The organism is Comamonas sp. AG1104, from assembly GCF_003350425.1.
Classification (GTDB): domain Bacteria; phylum Pseudomonadota; class Gammaproteobacteria; order Burkholderiales; family Burkholderiaceae_C; genus Comamonas; species Comamonas testosteroni.
Window position 1 is genome coordinate 1 of sequence record NZ_QQAS01000008.1, and the last position, 17,487, is coordinate 17,487.

Consider the following 17,487-nt stretch of genomic DNA (forward strand, 5'->3'; position numbering starts at 1 on the left):
GTACTGGTGACGAATGGCGTGGCTGCCGTCGCGCAGGGTCACGTCGGAGATGTAGATTTTCTTGGTTTGCGTCATGGTGTGTCGTCTCCTCAGGCTGCCACGGCGAGCGTCGCCAGCATGCGCTCGGCCATATGCTCGGCGGTGCGCAGTCCGGCGCTGGTCATGATGTCGAGGTTGCCGGCATAAGCGGGCAGATAGTGGGCCGCCCCCTCAACCTCCAGAAAGATCGAGGTTTTCAGGCCCGTGAGGGCGTTGCCCACGCCGGGGATGCGGATCGGAGTGTCGATACGGTCGAACTGCACCTGCTGCTTGAGGCGGTAGCCCGGCACATAGGACTGAACGGCAGCGGCCATCTGTTCTACCGATGCAGCAATGGCGGCCTCGTCGGCCAGCTCGCTCAGGGTGTAGACCGTGTCGCGCATGATCAGGGGCGGCTCGGCCGGGTTCATGATGATGATGGCCTTGCCCTTGGTGGCGCCGCCCACGACTTCGATCGCCTTGGACGTGGTCTCGGTGAACTCGTCGATATTGGCGCGGGTGCCGGGGCCGGCACTCTTGCTGGCGATCGAGGCAATGATTTCGCCGTAGTGCACCTTGGCCACACGAGAGACGGCCGCCACCATGGGGATGGTGGCCTGGCCGCCGCAGGTGACCATGTTCACATTCGGCGCATCCAGATGCATGTCGCCGTTGACCACGGGAATGCAGTACGGGCCGATGGCTGCCGGCGTCAGGTCGATCATGCGGATGCCGGGCTTGAGGCTGCGCAGGAAGGCGTCGTTCTTCACATGTGCGCCCGCGCTGGTGGCATCGAACACAAAGTCGATGTCGGCGAACCCGGGCATGCGCGTGAGGCCTTCCACGCCTTCGTGGGTGGTAGCCACACCCATGCGGGAGGCGCGGGCAAGGCCGTCGGAGTGGGGATCGATGCCGACCATGGCGCCCATCTCGATGTTTTTGCCATGGCGCAGGATCTTGATCATCAGATCCGTGCCGATATTGCCGCTGCCGATGATGGCGGCCTTGAGTTTGCGCGTCATAGCGTTTACCTTCAGAGAAAAATCAGTCGATACCGGCTCCGCTGGACTGGATCAGCGGTGCCCAGCGTGCGATCTCGCTGTGGATGAATTGCTTGAATTGCTCCGGGGTTTGCGGATAGGCCTGCATGCCCTGGCTTTCGAAGCGTTTCTGTATGTCCGGCTCCCGCAAGGCTGCGACCAGCGCACGGTTCAATGTCTGGACCACCGTGGCAGGAGTTCCGCTTCGCACGGCTGCACCGAACCAGACGCCTGCATCGACACCGGACACTCCCAGCTCGGCCAGGGTGGGAACGTCGGGCAGTTGGGGACTGCGTCTTTCAGAGGCAATCGCCAGCGCGCGCAGCTTTTTGCTGCGGATCAGCGCTTCGGTCGAGCTCGTGGGATCGAACATGAAGTCGACCCGGTTTGTCATCACGTCCTGCAGTGCCGGCACCGAGCCTTTGTAGGCCACATGAGACATGCCGCCACCGGTTTTGCTGCGAAACAGCTCCCCCAGCAGGTGGCCGATGGAGCCCAGGCCTTGTGATGCAAATGTCAGGCCTTGCTTGCTGCTGCGGGAAAGCGCCACCAGCTCGCTCAGCGTCCTGACAGGACTGGCGGCCGAAACCACGAGCACCAAAGGAGAGGTGACCAGAGACGTTACCGGCTCGAAGTCCTTGACGGGGTCGTAGGAAAACTTGCGAAACAGCGTTGGGTTGATGGCAAACATGGCCGTGCCAGCCACATACACGGTGTGACCATCGGCGGCCTGTTGAAGCACTGCGCTGGCCGCAATCTGCCCTCCTGCACCAGGCTTGTTGTCAACAATCACGGGCTTGCCCAGCTGTTGAGCCACATGCTGACCGATGGCACGGGCCATGACGTCGCTGATGCCGCCGGCGGAAAACGGCAGCACGAGTGTGATGGGCTTGCCGGGAAAGGCCTGCGCTGAGCCGAGGCCGCCGATCGACAGGCTGCCCAAGCCCAGAGCCGACTGCAAAAGAGTTCGACGATGCAACATTGGCAGCCTGCTCACTCGATCGAAGCGCCGCTGGCCTTGACCAGAGGACCCCATTTGGTCATCTCCGACTGCATGAAGCTGCCAAACTGGGCCGGGGTTGACGGGAACGCCTGCATGCCTTGATCGGCAAAACGCTTGACCACTTCAGGGTCCTTCATGGCCTGGTGGATGGCATCGTTCAGACGTTCAACCGCAGCTGCCGGGGTGCCTGTCTTGACCACGGCACCGAACCACACGCCGGCATTCACACCGGGCACGCCAAGCTCGGCCAGGGTGGGTACGTCCGGCATTTGTGGCGAACGCTTGTCGGCCGCAATCGCCAGGGGCTTGAGTTTCTTGCCGGCCACCAGGGGGGCTGTGGTGATGACCGGGTCGAACATGAAGTCCACCTGTCCACCCATCACGTCCTGCAGTGCGGGTGCGGAGCCTTTATAGGCAACATGGTTGAACTTTCCGCCAACCTTGCCACGGAAGGTCTCTCCGAGAAGATGGCCGATGGAGCCCATACCCTGCGAGGCGAAGTTCAGTCCGTCCTTGCGGCTCTTGGCCTGGGCTATGAGTTCCTTGACGCTGGTCAGTGAACTATTGGCAGGCACGACCAGCACCAACGGCGAAGCGATCAGCGAAGTGACGGGACTGAAATCCTTCAGCGGGTCATATGAAAAATTTCGAAACAACGAGGGGTTGATGGCAAACATCTCGGTGGCACCGACATACAGGGTATGACCGTCCGCCGCTTGCTGGCGCACATAGGCCGCCGCAATCTGGCCGCCTCCGCCGGGCCGGTTGTCAACGATGACAGGCTTGCCAAGCTGCTCCCCCATCTTGCTTGCCAGTGCACGCGCCACGGCATCGGTGATGCCTCCGGCCGGGAAGGGAACGACCATGGTCACGGCACGGTTGGGGAAATTCTGCGCGATGGCGGGTGTACCCAGGCAGGCAGCGAGCGAGGCAGCACCGGCTGCGAACAATTGACGTCGATTCCACATGATTTGTCTCCTGAATAATCGTTATGAGCAATGGAAAACGGGGCCGGGAATGCTTTCGAGAAGATTCACCGTTCAAACTGCGCGTACACGGAGCCGACGCCGCTGATGTGGGCTTCGAAGCGATCGCCGGCATTCACTGCGACCATGGGCCCCAGGGCACCGGTCAGCACGAGGTCGCCGGCTCGCAGCGCCTGGCCGAGGCTGGCGAGTCGGCGGGCCAGCCAAACGGCGGCATTCAGGGGGTGGCCCAGGCAGGCTCCACCGGAGCCGGTGGAGACGACATCGCCATTGCGTGTCATCTGCATCTCGCACAGCTTCAGATCCAGTGCGTTGAGCGCAGTCGGTACGGCACCCAGCACGACCAGACCGCTGGACGCGTTGTCGGCCACGGTGTCAATGAAGCGGATGTTCCAGTCGGCAATGCGGCTGCCCACGATCTCGATGGCCGGAAGCACATAGGCGGTGGCGCTGATGACATCCACCAGCGTGGTGTCGGGCCGCTCCAGATCCTTGGCCAGCACCAGCGCCACCTCGGCCTCGACCTTGGGCTGAAGCGTCCGCGACAGGGGCACGACCTCATCGTCGCCGTAGAGCATGTCGGCGAACAGCGTGCCGAAGTCGGGTTGGTCCACGCCCAGCTGCTTTTGCACGGCAAGGGATGTCAGCCCGATCTTGCGACCCACAATCCGGCGGCCCTGACTCTGTGCATACAGCACATTGGCCAGTTGCACGGCATAGGCGCTGTCGTTGTCGGCGATCTCCTCGCGCAGGGGAGCAATGGGGGTGGCGGTGGCTTCCGCGTGGCGCAGGCGTTCGGCCCAGACCTGTATTTGCTTGGTGGTCGGCATGGCAGTCATGAAAGGATGAGGATCAGTGGTGCATGAACATCACGCCATAGCCCGCAATGAGCGATGGAATGGCGCGGTAGGTCCGTACAGGGCAGGGCAGACGGGTGTTGGCAGGCAGGGCGGAGCGCGCCACCAGCCAGGTCTTGGACTCATGGGCAGAGTTGCCGGCCATGGCGCCGATCGAGGCTTCGCTCATTGCACATAAGCCGTCCAGCTGGCCGCTGGCCATGGCGTCCATCCATTGCAGATCCCACTCGGGGTTGAGCGGCTTCATCCAGCTGTCGCCATTGGCCAGAGCCAGACCGGCAGCCTTGACGCGCTCGGTCTTGAGCTCGCGCTCCTGCTCTGTGGGCGTGGAGCGGACGGTGATGCGCTCGCGCACGGCTGGGTCAGGATGGGCCAGTGTCGGCACGGGAGGCTCGTGCGACAGCCCGCCCGAACCAATCAGCAGTGTGCGCTGTGGCAACCGGTCGAGAAAGCTGCCAATGCCTTCTCCCAGTGCCTTGCATCGGGCCATGCGCGCAATACCGGGTTGGGCTACTGCATTCATGAAGATGGGAATGACAGGCGGCGTGTCCATCTCGTCCCCCCACAGAAACTGCAGGGCCTGCGAAAAGCCGTGATCGACCCACATGCGCCGCGACACCGCGATATCGAAATGTTTATCCATCAGGTGCTCGGCCAGCGCTATGGCCAGTTCTCCAGCCACATTGAGAGGACCGGCTGGAGACAGATAGTCGCCCACGGCCGTTGCCTGGCTGCCGATGCAAAACGGCGGCATCAGCTCATTGAAGAAGCCGTTGTAGTGGTCCGGACCCAGCAGCACGATGAGCTCTGGCGAGAACTCGTGAACGGCCGCGCGCGCCGCAGCAATCGCCTTGTCGATGGCGATCTGATCGTCTGCAGCAACAGGATTGAGACCGAGCAAAGGCGAGTGCGACATGCCAAGAAATGCCCGGCGCGCAGTGGCGATGGCGCTACCACTCATCTTCATGCCTCCAGTGGGGAATGCAGTACCCGGGCCATCTGACGGGTGACAGTGCTGACCTCCTGCGGAGATGCCAGCGCCGCGACAAAGCGGTCCGGGCGCACGAACACCACCGACTTTCCCTGGGCGCTGAACCAGTCCTTGAGGCGGCCTTGTTCGTCGCCAACGGTCAGCACGCCATCGCGCGTGGGCGTTGGATGAAGCAGCTGGCCAGAGGGCATGGCACGAATGAAGCGAGCGCCAAGGCGCTGCCAGAAGTTCAGAGCCTCTTCGTCCATGCCATAGCTGGGGTCCGTACCCCAGGCCAGAATGCAGAAATTCAGTCCGACAAAGTCGTCCAGCAGGCCAGAGTGGCCGTTTGCAGTGGCAACACGAGGCTGAATGAACATCCGGCCTACGGGACTGGACGCCGCCGTCTCCAGGCCATGCACCAGACGCCCCACCAGAGACTCCTTCTTTTCCGCCATCAGGCCCAGAAGGCGGCTCAAGGGAGTGTTGCCCGAGCGGTCCAGCAGACCGGCGAACGGTGTCCTGGCTCCTTGATTGCCGGTGCCCGTGTGGTGCAGCACCACGCCCTGCTCGTAGCGCGGCATGGGTTTGAAGCGCATCTCGGCGAAGTACTGCTTGACGGGCGGCACAGCGTTCAGGGCCAGCATCACCGTGTCGCGTACTTTGGCGGCGGTATGGCTTTCAGGGGCAAAGATGTCGCCTGCCACTTCGGACAAATGGATCATGCTGCGGGCATGGTCGCGGCGTTCCTGTTCGTAGCTATCAAGCAGGCCGCTGCTGGCCTCTCCCCTGATGACCATGGCCAGCTTCCAGGCGAGATTGCTGGCATCTCGCATGCCGCTGTTGTAGCCCTGGCCCTGCCAGACCGGCATGATGTGCGCGGCATCGCCTGCCAGCAAGACTCGTCCGACCCGAAACTGCGCCGCCAGTCGTGCGTTGTGCGTATACACGCGCTTGCGGATGTAGTCGACCTTGTCCGGATCTGCCACGACCTTGCGCATCAGCTGGGCAAGATTCTCCGGCTTTGAGAGCTGCTCTTCGGTCTCCCCAGGCATGACCATGAATTCAAAGCGGCGAATGCCATGCGGCAGGGCTGCAGAGACGTAGGGGCGCTCCGGGTCGCAATGCATGTCGATATGAGGGGTTCCCAGGGGGTCATTGCGTACATCAACCACAATCCATTGATTGGGTTTGGTACGGCCCTCAAAGGGCACGTTCAGCGTGCGACGCACCAGACTATTGCCGCCATCGCTGGCGACCAGGTACTTGGCGCGCAGTGTGCGCTCTACGCCCTCGGAACTCCTGATTGTGGCGGTGACGCCTGCATCGTCCTGGGTAAAGCCGTGAAGCTCCTGACCCAGCAGTACCTGGACCTGTTCAAAGCGCTGTAGCCCCCGGTACAGGATGTCGTCTACCTGAGGCTGGATGAAGGCATTGCGGCGAGACCAACCGTACTCATCGGTGCGAGGCTCGATCGAGGCAAAGCACTGGCCGCTGGCGGTGTAGAAGCGCATCCAGTGATGAGGGGTGATGTGTGCCTGTACTTGATCGGACAGACCTGCTGCCTGCAGCGTGCGCAGCGATTCGTCGTCAATGCCGATGGCTCGGGGGTAGTCAATAATCTGTGGCAGCTTCTCTGCCACGATGACGCGTACACCAGCCAGCCCCAGAGTGTTTGCCAGTGTCAGCCCTACCGGGCCAGCGCCAATGATCAGGACATCGGCATCGTCTTGACTCGCTTGGTTTTCTTGGGGGGCGTTCATTTTCAGTCTCCGTATTGGGTGAGCGCATCGAGTGCTGTTTTGATAATTGTCAAAACACTCGAGGAGTCTGAAAACACTGTGCACCTGGTGCACCTATTGCTAGGTGCATACCCTTGCTGTCACCGCTTGCACCGTCTTCCAATCAGTTGACGCGAGACTCGTAAGGTGGGCGTCGGGATGGTGCAGGGCAAAGCTGCGCGCGGTTGCGCATCGAGTCGGGAATATTCATTGAGCGCAGCAGCACAGCACCCTGCGATTGCGCCGTATGGCCTGCGGTATTCATACTTGGGCATTCCCAGGAAATCTTCACTTTTGAGCACAGTCCCATGAATGACTACAAGGATGTACGCAGCTTGTCGCGAGGGCTGGCTCTGCTGCAGGCCATGAATAGAGCCCCTGGCGGCATCGCTTCAACCACGGCACTGGCACAGGCATGCGATATTCATCGCACCACCGTCAAGCGATTGATGGAGACCTTGCGGGCGGAGGGTTTCGTGCGCAGGGGTGAGAAAGACGGACAGTACTACCTGACTTTTGCAGTGCGCAGCCTTAGCGAAGGGCTTGTCGATGATGCCTGGGTTGAGCAGGTCGCACTACCGCTGATGCGTGCTGCTGTGCCCGAGCTGCTTTGGCCTTGCGATCTGGGGACCGTGGAAGGCGGCTTTATGGTGGTGCGTGAAAGCACGCACCGTTTCAGCCGGTTGTCTCAGCATCGCGGCATGATTGGAGAAAAATTGCCGCTGTTCTTCACGGCGATGGGACGAGCCTATCTGGCGTCTTGCACCAAAGATGAGAAGGAAGGCTTGCTCTCGTTGCTCGCTCAGCGTGACGATGCCACTGGTGCCATGGCAAGGGATAGAGCATCGGTAGAGCGTTTGATTGAAGAGACGCGCCAGCGAGGATATGGCATCAGCGATGGTGATTGGCATCAGCAAGCGCCGTTTGGAGCAGTCGCAGTGCCCTTGAAGTGTGGACGTCGTTTGATCGGAGGTCTGAATCTGGTCTTCCCGAAGTCTGCTGTCGCCAGGGAGGAGTTGCTTGCCCGCTATCTTCCCCGATTGAAGAAGCTGGCTGTGCGCATGGGCAAGGATGTGGCGCCTTGGCTGGACTAGATGTTCAACCGGGAAGGTCTGGTTTTCGTGGGACTTCATATCTTTTCAGGCCGCTCTCGAGTCTTCGTGCGAAGCAACTGCCTGCTTCGGGTATCCCTATAGTTGTTGTACCTTCATCCAGAACCAGTCATCCCGCAGATATTCACGGCTGACCGCTTCAGGCAGGTTGAAGCGTCAAAGCGAATGGCAGCTGATGTTGACATCAGACATTGAGCGCAGCAAAGACAGATTCGACAGTCGATAGATGACGAGCGATCTACGAAAAGCGGCTCAGTTTCAAGTGCGTCGAAGTCCCGAGTAGAAGCAGGTCTACCGAGGCGCTGTCTCTTTGGCGGCGCGAGAGAAAAAATTCCGAGGGACTGTCGCCATCTAGAACATCAGCTTCGGGGAGTAGTCTGTGCTGCTCGCAAGGCGTAGGCTTCATTGTTTCACGAATGAGATTCATTCTCAATCATGGATACAATCCACGTCTTCATCATGTCCAGCGATCCTCAAAGTATCTTCATTGCCCACCGCCGGGAATTGCTGGCCTGGCTTACCTACCGCGTGCACGATATGCATGTGGCTCAGGACATGCTGCAGGAGATTTTCCTGCGCTTCATCGAGGTCACGGCGGTTGCGCCTGTGCAGGATGCCCGGGCGTATCTGTTCCAGATGGCGCGCAATATGCTCGTCGACATGGCTCGCCAGCAGGAGGCGCGCAAGACCGCAGCGGTTGCGCCAGAGGAGCTGGTGCACATAGCGGACACCGCGCCCGGCCCGGATCAGTCGGTGGCTGGCCGCCAGCGTCTGCTACAACTGGCTGAGGCTCTGCAGGAGCTGTCGCCGCTTACTCAGGACATCTTCATGCGCGTGCGGGTGCAGGAGCAAAGTTATCAGCAGGTGGCGGATGCGCTGGAGATCTCCACCAGCTCGGTGCAGAAGCATCTGGCGCGGGCCTTGGCCCATGCCATGGCGCGCTTGCCGCTTCACTGAAGCTTTGCAGTGTGTCAGAGCTCCAGATGCTTGTCTTGGATGAAAATTACTGGTTTGCCAATGCTTGAACGTCTTCCCATCATGCACTCCAATCGTTTGCATTCAGACAGCAGTTTTTTGTGAATCCTTCATCTCAATCCACATCCCTGCACGATGCAGCTGAAGACATCCGCCTGCAGGCTGCCGCCTGGCTGGTACGTCGTGCGGACGAGGGCTGGCTGCCTGAGGATGAACAGGCCTTGCAGCTTTGGCTGAATGCGGATGCTTCAAATCGCCAGGCTTATGCCCATGCCCAGCGCATCTGGGCCGAACTGGGGGCGCTGGGACAGTCGGGGCTGCTTCCAGAGCAGGGCGCAGAAATGGTTTCGGAGACAAAGCCGTTGCTGCAAGGAACCGTGCAGCGACGCATGCTGTGGAAAGGTGCCGGGGCAGCAGTACTTGCTGCAGGCGCCTTGTGGGTGGGGGCCGGCAGCCAGATCATGCTGGCTTTTGAGGCTGACTACCGCACCGGGGTGGGAGAGCGTCGCGAAGTAGCGCTGCCCGATGGCAGCCGCGTGCACCTGGGTGGCGACAGCGCCGTGGCCGTGCGATACGACACGCGGCAGCGACATGTGGCTTTGCTTCGCGGCGAAGCCTTGTTCGATGCGAAGCCCGTGGATGTGTCCGGTGGGCGCGATGCGGAGAAGCGATCTTTTGTGGTTGCCGCGGCCGACGGGCGTACTCGTGCTCTGGGCACCCGCTTCATCGTCGAGCGATTGGACGAAAGAACTCAAGTGACCGGTGTGTTCCACCAGGTGGAGGTGTCGCTGGACCATGCGCCACAGGATGCCGTGGTGCTATCGCCAGGCCAACGCGTCATTTATGACGGGCGGGGCATGACGCCTGTGCAGGATTTGAGCGAGGATGCCGGCCAGTCCTGGGAGCGTGGACTGCTGGTCTTCGAGCGCATGACGCTGGCCGATGTGGTGGATCGTCTCAATCGCTATCACTCGAGCCGCATTGTGGTGCGTGACCAGGTGCTGGCGCAGCGGCGCGTCAGCGGCGTCTTTCTGCAATCCGATGCGCCAGGGGCCGTGCAGGCCATCGCTCAGGAACTGGGGGCGCAGCTGTTGCAACTGCCAGGGTTGGTAGTGCTCTTTTGATTTATTGAAAATAATTTTGATTCGTATTTACTGAATCTTGCGCATCAACCGTCTTCTCTGAAGAGAGGCATCGCAGGCTGCATCCAGGAATTGGGTGCTGCGTCTGCCATGCGGTCACAGAACTTCAGAGGACGCCATGAACCGATGGGCAACAGGGGCCGAAAGTGCTCTGCCGAAGACATACAGTCGCCAATTCAATGAATGTGCCAAGGGACGCCGTACGTCCATAGCCATAGCCATAAGCATGGCCTTGATGGGGCAGGCCTGGGCTGACGAAAATCCGGCCCTGCCTGCTGCGTCAGCACAGGACAATGCCGCTCAGGCGCGCGTGGATTTCGATCTTCCCAGAGGAGACCTTGGTCAGGCGCTGGTGGCTCTCGGGGCGGCGGCCGGACTGCGTCTGGTCTTCGATCCGCAAAAGTTGCAAGGTCTGTCTGCTCCGGCCGTACGGGGTGTGATGACGCCGGGCGAGGCACTGACCCGATTATTGCGCGACAGCGGTTTTGCGCCGGTGTTTGCGGGCAATGGGGTGGTAAGGCTGAAGCCTGTGTCTGGAACCAAGGCAGACGCAGCTGCTGCACTGGATGCAGAGGAGGGGGAGCCACCAGGCCGCGTCATGCCAACCGTGCTGGTTCTGGCCGATGCCGAACGGGATGAGAAGGACCGGCAGTACCGCACGGCAGGATCCAGCAATGTGCTCAAGCGCGAAGACATCGAACGCTTTCGCGGAACCTCGGTGGGCGATATCTTCCAGGGCACTCCCGGTGTGCTGATTGGCGAGAACCGCAACAGCGGCGGCCTGGATGTGAACATCCGCGGCATGCAGGGGCAGGGGCGTGTGCCTGTGCTCGTCGATGGTGCACGCCAGGAAACGACGGTCTACCGTGGCTATGCGGGCGTCGCTTCGCGCTCCTATATCGACCCTGATCTGATCGGCGGAATACAGATCGAAAAAGGGCCTGTCATGGGCGCGCAGGGAACCGGTGCGGTGGGGGGACTGGTCAGCGCCCGCACCCTGAATGCCGATGACATCGTGCGCCCCGGCCAGACCTTTGGCATTCGTCTGCGCGGCAGCCTGATCGGTAACAACAGCGGCTCGGCACCTGCGCCGGGGACCAAGGCAGGCTTCAATACCGGGGGCAGTTCCAGCAACGGAACGGGAGGCGTCTATCGCACCAACTGCGTGATTGCCAGCCTGTGTGACGGCCCCTTCAACATTGCCAATGTGGTGCCACCTGCCGAGAGCATGAACCGGCCCGGTCTGATGCAGCCCAAGAGCTGGGCGGGAAGCATTGCGCTGGCCAAGCGTTTCGAGAAGGCCGATATCGTCGCGGCCTACGCCCGCCGCAGTCAGGGCAATTATTACGCGGGTACCAAGGGGCCAGTGCCCTCGCTGGATCTTTCGGAAACCTATAACCGCGGCTTCTATACCGAGGTCGTTCCCAAGGTGGTAGGGGCCACGCGTTTTCGTGGTGGCGAGCGCATTGTCAACACCAATCACGAGAACGAGTCGGTCCTGCTCAAGACGCGCTTGTACCTGCCCAACGATCAGGAGCTTGAAGTCGGCTATATGCGCTACACCAGCACCTATGGCGAGCTGATGCCGTCCCAGCTGCTGTGGCTGGGTCAGGTGGCCCAGACTTCCAACAGCAAGGTGACCGCAGACACCTATACCCTGCGTCACCGCTGGAACCCCGAGAACAATGACTGGCTGAACCTGACCAGCAATCTCTGGCACACCAACACGGACAGCCTGAATCAGAACTACTCGGAAGAGACCGTCAACGAGATGTTCGGCGCCGGCTCCGAAAACTACAAGCGCTGGGGCTTCGACGTCAGCAACAGCATGCGCTTTGCCAGCGCCGGCGGCATCAAGCTGGACTACGGACTTGCCGCGCAGCTGGAGAAAGTCAACGGCGTTGCCACTGGCAATATGCTTAGCTCCGGGGGACGTCTGGGGCGGCGCACCGAATGGAGCCTGTTCACCGATCTTCAGTGGAAGCCTCTGCCCAGCCTGACACTGGGAGCAGGGCTGCGCCATACCCGCTTCGAGTCGCGCGATGACAAGCCCATGCTGGTCAGCCCCGACAGCGCTTACTGCGTGGACAGCAAGGGCACGGGCAGCTGTGATCCGCTGATGATGAACAGCCGCAACAACGGCACATCGCCCATGTTCAGCGCCCTATGGGATGTCACGCCCAGCGTGCAGCTGTATGCACGCCATGCACGTGCCATGCGCATGCCCAGCCTGTTCGAGACCACGGCGGGCTACTCCGTCTCTCCCTCGCAGGACATCCACCTCAAGCCGGAGCGCACGCTCAATCGCGAGATCGGCATCAACTTCCTCAAGGATGGGGTCTGGCGCAGCAGCGACAAGCTGCGCGCCAAGCTGGCTTACTTCAGCAACACCACCAAGGACTATCTCACCCGCACCTTCCCCAACACCTGGGAAGAAGGCTCCGGCCGCCAGTTCTTCACCCTGCGCAATATCGAAAGCGTGAGCTTCGAAGGTTTCGAGGTCTCGGGCTCCTACGACATGGGGCCGGTCTTCATGGAGGCCAGCGGCACGCGCTATACCTTCATCGAGACCTGCCACTTTGGCAGTTTCCGGCGCTACACCTGCACCGACTACGGCATCGCCAACAGCTATGTCAACAACATGATTCCGCCCAAATGGCACGCCAGTGCCCTGCTGGGTGCGCGTCTGCTCGAGCGCAAGCTCACCGTCGGAGTGCGCGGCACCTTCATGGGCAAGCGCAATCCGACACCGGAGTTCAACAACGAAACCGCCCAGGGCTTCAACCAGGTCGTGCCGTGGCACTCGTATGTGCTCTGGGATGTCTTTGCCAGCTACAAGCTCAGCGACCGCGTGAACGTGGACTTCAACGTGGACAACGTGACGGATCGCTATTACCTGGATGCCCTGAGCCTGGGCATGGTTCCGGCGCCCGGGCGCACGGCACGCCTGAGCGTGACCCTGCAGTTCTGAGCGCGCATGGCACGCCTGTCGGCGTGCCTGCCTTCGATTCTTTCGCAGCATCAGCCTGCTTTATTGCAAAGGAAATTTCAGCCATGAAATTCTTGTCTCGCCATGTCCTTTGGGGTCTTGGCCTTTCCATGTTCCTGGCCGCCTGTGGCGGCGGAGGAGGCGGAGGTGATGACGGCGGCGGCACGGGTAGCCTCAACCGTCCCACGGCCCGTATCACGGCCTCCGCTGCCACGGCAAGCGCAGGCGACACAGTCACTTTCGACGGCTCTGCGAGCACGCCAGCCAATGGCAGCACACTGACCTATCAATGGAAAGTCACGGAGCGCCCTGCTGGCAGCACGGCCGCGCTGGCGACACCGACCGCCGCTAGCACCAGCTTCACGCCCGATCTGCCTGGCAACTACAGTATCAGCCTCGGTGTGAGCGATGTCGTGACCTCGAGCAACGAGGTCAGCGTCAAGCTGGAAGTGCGCAACCCCAACCCGGTGGCCGTGGTGCTGCCCGAGCTCGCGCAGCTGGTCAACACCACGGTGCAGCTTGACGGCACGGCCAGCCAGCCGCCCGCAGGAGGTAGCGCCGCTGACCTTCGCTTCAACTGGACGCTGGTGGAGAAGCCGGATGGCAGCAAGGCCGCACTGGACAACCCTCATCTGTCCCAGCCGCGCTTTTTGCCCGATGTGGTGGGCCTTTATCGCGCCACGCTGGTGGTCACGCATGGCAGCAAGAGCAGCCAGCCGGTGACGGTCAGGATCAACGCCAACCAGATGCACACGGCTCCGGTGGCCAAGGCCGGCTCCAATATCGACAATGCGGTGCGCGGTCAGCGCGTGCAGCTCGACGGCTCGGCCAGCACCCATGCGGAGGGCAGCAGCCTGCAATACCGCTGGTTCTTCGCTCCTGCCGGCCGGCCCTGGGGCTCGCAGGCCGTAATCGAGGGCAGCAATACGGCCAGGCCGACGCTGACGCCTGATTTCGCCGGCACCTACCGCTTGACGCTGGTGGTGTATGACGGCACGACCACGGCTTTCAGCGGGATTCAGATCAAGGTCAAGAAGCCGGACGGCGCGCCCAACACCAAGCCGGTAGCCGTCATTTCCCGTCCTTTCGGCAAGTCTTTCGAAGCGGAACTGGGCACCTCCATCATCCCCACCGGGGCCTATTCGCAGGACAAGGACGAGGACACGCTGACGCGTGAATGGACGCTGGTGTCTGCCCCGGCCGGCTTTGATGCCGCCAGCAAATTCAACCCTACCTGGGGCAATTTCACCGGCACGCATTACGGCAACTACGTGGTGCAGCTGCGCGTGAACGACGGCAAGGAGTGGAGCGAGCCGGTGACGCAGGTATTTACCGTGCTCAATGGTGCCAATCGTCCGCCGGTGGCCAAGGCCGCAGTCATGGGAGGTGCGAGCGCCATTGGCGTGGGCACCACGGTCACGTTGACAGGCGAGGCCAGTACCGACCCCGACAACAACCGCATGAGCTATGCCTGGACCCTGCTGGACAAGCCCGATGGCAGCATGGCCAAGCTCAGCAATGCGGCAGCCATGAACCCCAGCTTCGTCGCCGACAAACCAGGTCCGTACTCCTTCTCGCTGGTCGTGACCGATGAGCATGGGGCGCCCAGCTCTGATGGCGTCTCCACCCTGGACACGCAGCTCAGCGTGATCGTCAAGACCAGGAACAATGCGCCCATCGCGCGTCTGGCAGCAGATGCGCTCTACACCCTGGAGCAGCCTCTGGTCATCGGGCAGACCGGCAGGCAGCTGCGCTTTGGCGATTCGCCGGACGCTGCCGATATCTGGAACAGCTTCCTGTTCAACGGCAATGGCTATGACCCGGATGGCGACACGCTGACCTATCTGTGGACTCTGTCGCGTGAACCTGCCGGCAGCAAGCTGCAGGCGCCTGAAGGCATCTATATGTGCGGAAACACCGGCAGCAACCAGTGGCCTGGCGCGACTGTCTCCACGTTTGCCAGCTGGATCGAGAAGGGACTGGCCCTGCGTCAATGGACCTGCCCTGACCGTATCGGCATTGCGCCCACAGTGGCTGGTGCCTATGAGCTGCAGCTGGCGATCAGCGACGGCATGGCCTTTGCCGGTCCTTTTGCCATGACGCTGCACGCCGCGGAGCGTCAGAACTATCCCAGCCTGCTGCTTGAATACCTGGGTTCGCCCACAAATTCGGGCACGCTGGGCGAGCAATCGCATCCCAACCGCCTGCCACAGCAATTGTTCCCCTATGCGTCCGTGCAGAACGCCTCATTCCCCATCTGGCCGCATGAGCTGACAGGCGGTGTGCCGATGGCGGTGCAGCGCTATCGCCTGACGGCCTTCGGCGGCGACTACACCATCGCCGATCTGGCTGCGACTTCGGTACAGAGCGGCTATGCACTGAGCTTCCAGGGTCTGAGCAACGCTCAGGTGATTCGCAAGGGCCAGACGGTGGAATTCAGCCTGGTGATGCAGGTGCCGTCTCCCGTGCCTGTTGCGGCCGATCTGAACAAGGCCAGCGAAGGCATGCAATGGTCCTTCCGCATTGCCGAGAAGAGCGGCTGGACCTTCAGCCACAAACCCTTTATTTACCCCTATTGATGAAGGCGCAGGCGGGCACCGGACCTGGAGCAGGCGGTGCCCGCCTTTATGACGGAAAGCGAAATGTCCCATGGATACATCGACGATAGAAGCCGAGGGGCTGAGTGCTCTGCTGCGTTCTGCCTCACACGCCAGCCACGGCACGCTGGACAGGCGCATCATGGCTGCAAAGCCTTTTTCCAGCCGTGAGCGCTATGCGCAATTTCTGCAGGTGCAATATCGCTTTCACCGCGATGTGGCTGCATTGTTTGACCACCCGGAGCTCAATCGCCTACTGCCTGGTCTGGCCGGGCGTCAGCGGCTGAATGCGGTCATCCAGGACCTGAGCGATCTGGAACAGGCCCTGCCGCAGGATCTGGACGCGCCGGTGTTCGCGCCGGGTGCTGCCGTGGACCTTGCCACGGCCCTGGGCTGGCTGTATGTGGAGGAGGGCTCCAACCTGGGGGCGGCCTTTCTGCTCAAGGCGGCTGCAGCGCTGGAGCTGAATGCCGGCTTCGGCGCGCGTCATCTGGCACCGCATGTGCAGGGACGAGCCTTGAGCTGGAAGGCCTTCAGCGCACAACTCGATGCCGTGCCGCTGGACGATACCGCCAAGGGGCGTGCGGCAGAAGCCGCGCGAGCTGCGTTTCTGACGGTGCATGGCTATGTACAAACGCATTGCGAAATTCATGTCTAGGCCGACGCGGCTGCCGTCCTGGACCGTGCTGGTGTCCCTGGTGCCGCTGGCGCTGCTGATCAGCGCGGCTGCAAGCCCGCCATTGCTGGCTCAGACCGCGCAGTGGCAGGGCCTTTACGACAAGGCACTGCGCCAGCAGAACGAAAAAGCGTATGAACCCGCCGAGCAAACTGCGCGCCAGGCACTGGAGCTGGCAGAGCAGCAACGCCAGGGGCAGCGGCCCTATATGGCCAGCAGTCTGAATCTGCTCGGACTGATCCAGCAGGCCCGTGGCCACAACGCCGAAGCCGAGCAGTCTCTGCTCAAGGCGCTGGAGCTGAATCAGGCCAGCCTTGGCACGCATGCCAACACCGCATCCGTGGCCTGGAATCTGGGCAATGTGCAAAAGGCCATGCAGCAACCGCGCGAGGCAGTGCAGAGCTATCGGCGGGCTCTCGAAGTGGCGCAGGCCCTGCCGGCAGATGCCGTCTCGCTGGCGCTGCGCGAAAAAGCGCTGCAGGCCCTGGGTGATCTGCATGCGAGCCTGGGCGAGCATGACCAGGCGCAAGCCTATCTGCAGCAACTGTCGGCCCTGCCGGTCGATGCTGCGGCCCAGGCCGATGTGACGACCCGCGTGCAAGCCCTGTTGGCCCTGGCGCACAGCCAGGAGCAGCAAGGTCGCTTGCAGCCAGCGCAGCAGGCCTTGGACCAGGCAATGGCGCTGCAGCAGCAGTCAGGTGACGGCAGCAGGAGTCTGGTACCGGTGTTGCTGGCCCGGGCCAGGCTGCACCACCGAGAGGGTGACGATGCGAAGGCTGCCGCGCAGTACGAGCATGCCAGGGAAGTGCTGATGCAGCACGATCCGCAAGCCCTGGTTCTGGCCCAGGTGCTGAACGAGCTGGGCCTGTGGCGGGCGCAGAACAAGGACTATGCGCAAGCCCATGCTTTGTTCGAGCAGGCGCAGGCCATTGCCGACCGGCATGCACCCGATGTGCTGTGGCAGGCGCATCTTCTGGCCAGCCGTGCGCGCATGGCCGAAGCCCTTCGCTACGAGGAGCAGGCGCAGACGCTATATGCCCAATCGCTGGCGCTGTACCGACAGCAGGAAAATCCCGAGGCCCGGGTGGGCGAGGCAGGCGTGCTCAACGGCCTTGCCGGCTTGGCATACCGCAAGCGTCGTTTTCAGGAGGCGCAGCCCATGTTCATCAAGGCCTTGGGTTTGATGGAGCAGGCGCTGGGCGGCAGCGATGCACGCCTGCTGCCGCTGCTGGATAACCTTGCCGCCTTGCACCGCAGTCTGGGCCGGCCCGGCGAGTCGGAGCATGCGCGCCGGGCTGCGACATTGCGCCGGGAGCTGGACCTGGACGGCTAGTGCTGCTT

Annotated in this window: 13 protein-coding genes; 7 read left to right on the forward strand and 6 right to left on the reverse strand. The window is 61.9% G+C overall.

Features of this window, described 5'->3' with window-relative positions:
* Window positions 1-89 precede the first annotated feature (89 nt).
* The 6 genes from DFO48_RS20360 to DFO48_RS20385 form a co-directional block, all read right to left on the reverse strand.
* The gene (locus tag DFO48_RS20360; RefSeq protein ID WP_114864592.1) at window positions 90-1,040 is read right to left on the reverse strand and encodes an acetaldehyde dehydrogenase (acetylating); all 951 of its coding nucleotides are present in this window, start codon (window positions 1,038-1,040) and stop codon (window positions 90-92) included.
* A gap of 22 nt (window positions 1,041-1,062) precedes the next feature.
* Complete coding sequence (locus DFO48_RS20365; RefSeq protein ID WP_233506478.1) at window positions 1,063-2,040, reverse strand: tripartite tricarboxylate transporter substrate binding protein; 978 nt, start codon at window positions 2,038-2,040, stop codon at window positions 1,063-1,065.
* 11 nt (window positions 2,041-2,051) lie between these two features.
* Window positions 2,052-3,029 carry a tripartite tricarboxylate transporter substrate binding protein gene (locus DFO48_RS20370; protein ID WP_003079094.1) on the reverse strand — a complete coding sequence of 326 codons (978 nt, stop codon included), beginning with the start codon at window positions 3,027-3,029 and terminating at the stop codon, window positions 2,052-2,054.
* Between the two features lie 65 nt (window positions 3,030-3,094).
* On the reverse strand, window positions 3,095-3,886 hold the full coding sequence (gene mhpD, locus DFO48_RS20375; RefSeq protein ID WP_003079096.1) for a 2-keto-4-pentenoate hydratase: 792 nt from the start codon (window positions 3,884-3,886) through the stop codon (window positions 3,095-3,097).
* A 13-nt stretch (window positions 3,887-3,899) separates the two neighbouring features.
* Complete coding sequence (locus DFO48_RS20380) at window positions 3,900-4,865, reverse strand: 3-carboxyethylcatechol 2,3-dioxygenase (protein WP_233506479.1); 966 nt, start codon at window positions 4,863-4,865, stop codon at window positions 3,900-3,902.
* Between the two features lie 2 nt (window positions 4,866-4,867).
* Entirely contained in the window at window positions 4,868-6,637 is a 1,770-nt protein-coding gene (locus DFO48_RS20385; protein WP_114864593.1) for a bifunctional 3-(3-hydroxy-phenyl)propionate/3-hydroxycinnamic acid hydroxylase, read from the reverse strand.
* A 326-nt stretch (window positions 6,638-6,963) separates the two neighbouring features.
* Here DFO48_RS20385 and DFO48_RS20390 point away from each other — a divergent pair, with 326 nt between their 5' ends.
* From DFO48_RS20390 to DFO48_RS20420, 7 genes are all read left to right on the forward strand, one after another.
* On the forward strand, window positions 6,964-7,749 hold the full coding sequence (locus tag DFO48_RS20390; RefSeq protein ID WP_003071383.1) for a DNA-binding transcriptional regulator: 786 nt from the start codon (window positions 6,964-6,966) through the stop codon (window positions 7,747-7,749).
* A 453-nt stretch (window positions 7,750-8,202) separates the two neighbouring features.
* Complete coding sequence (locus DFO48_RS20395; RefSeq protein WP_114864594.1) at window positions 8,203-8,724, forward strand: RNA polymerase sigma factor; 522 nt, start codon at window positions 8,203-8,205, stop codon at window positions 8,722-8,724.
* 119 nt (window positions 8,725-8,843) lie between these two features.
* Window positions 8,844-9,866, forward strand: a complete 1,023-nt coding sequence (locus DFO48_RS20400; protein ID WP_114864595.1) for a FecR domain-containing protein — start codon at window positions 8,844-8,846, stop codon at window positions 9,864-9,866.
* A 244-nt stretch (window positions 9,867-10,110) separates the two neighbouring features.
* Entirely contained in the window at window positions 10,111-12,855 is a 2,745-nt protein-coding gene (locus tag DFO48_RS20405; protein ID WP_114864596.1) for a TonB-dependent receptor, read from the forward strand.
* Window positions 12,856-12,938: 83 nt separating this feature from the next.
* Complete coding sequence (locus tag DFO48_RS20410; RefSeq protein ID WP_114864597.1) at window positions 12,939-15,452, forward strand: PKD domain-containing protein; 2,514 nt, start codon at window positions 12,939-12,941, stop codon at window positions 15,450-15,452.
* Between the two features lie 70 nt (window positions 15,453-15,522).
* The gene (locus DFO48_RS20415) at window positions 15,523-16,128 is read left to right on the forward strand and encodes a biliverdin-producing heme oxygenase (RefSeq protein WP_114864598.1); all 606 of its coding nucleotides are present in this window, start codon (window positions 15,523-15,525) and stop codon (window positions 16,126-16,128) included.
* Window positions 16,121-17,479: a tetratricopeptide repeat protein gene (locus tag DFO48_RS20420; RefSeq protein ID WP_158545684.1), complete on the forward strand. Its 1,359-nt coding sequence runs from the start codon at window positions 16,121-16,123 to the stop codon at window positions 17,477-17,479. The genes DFO48_RS20415 and DFO48_RS20420 overlap by 8 nt, the downstream gene beginning before the upstream one ends.
* Window positions 17,480-17,487 lie beyond the last annotated feature (8 nt).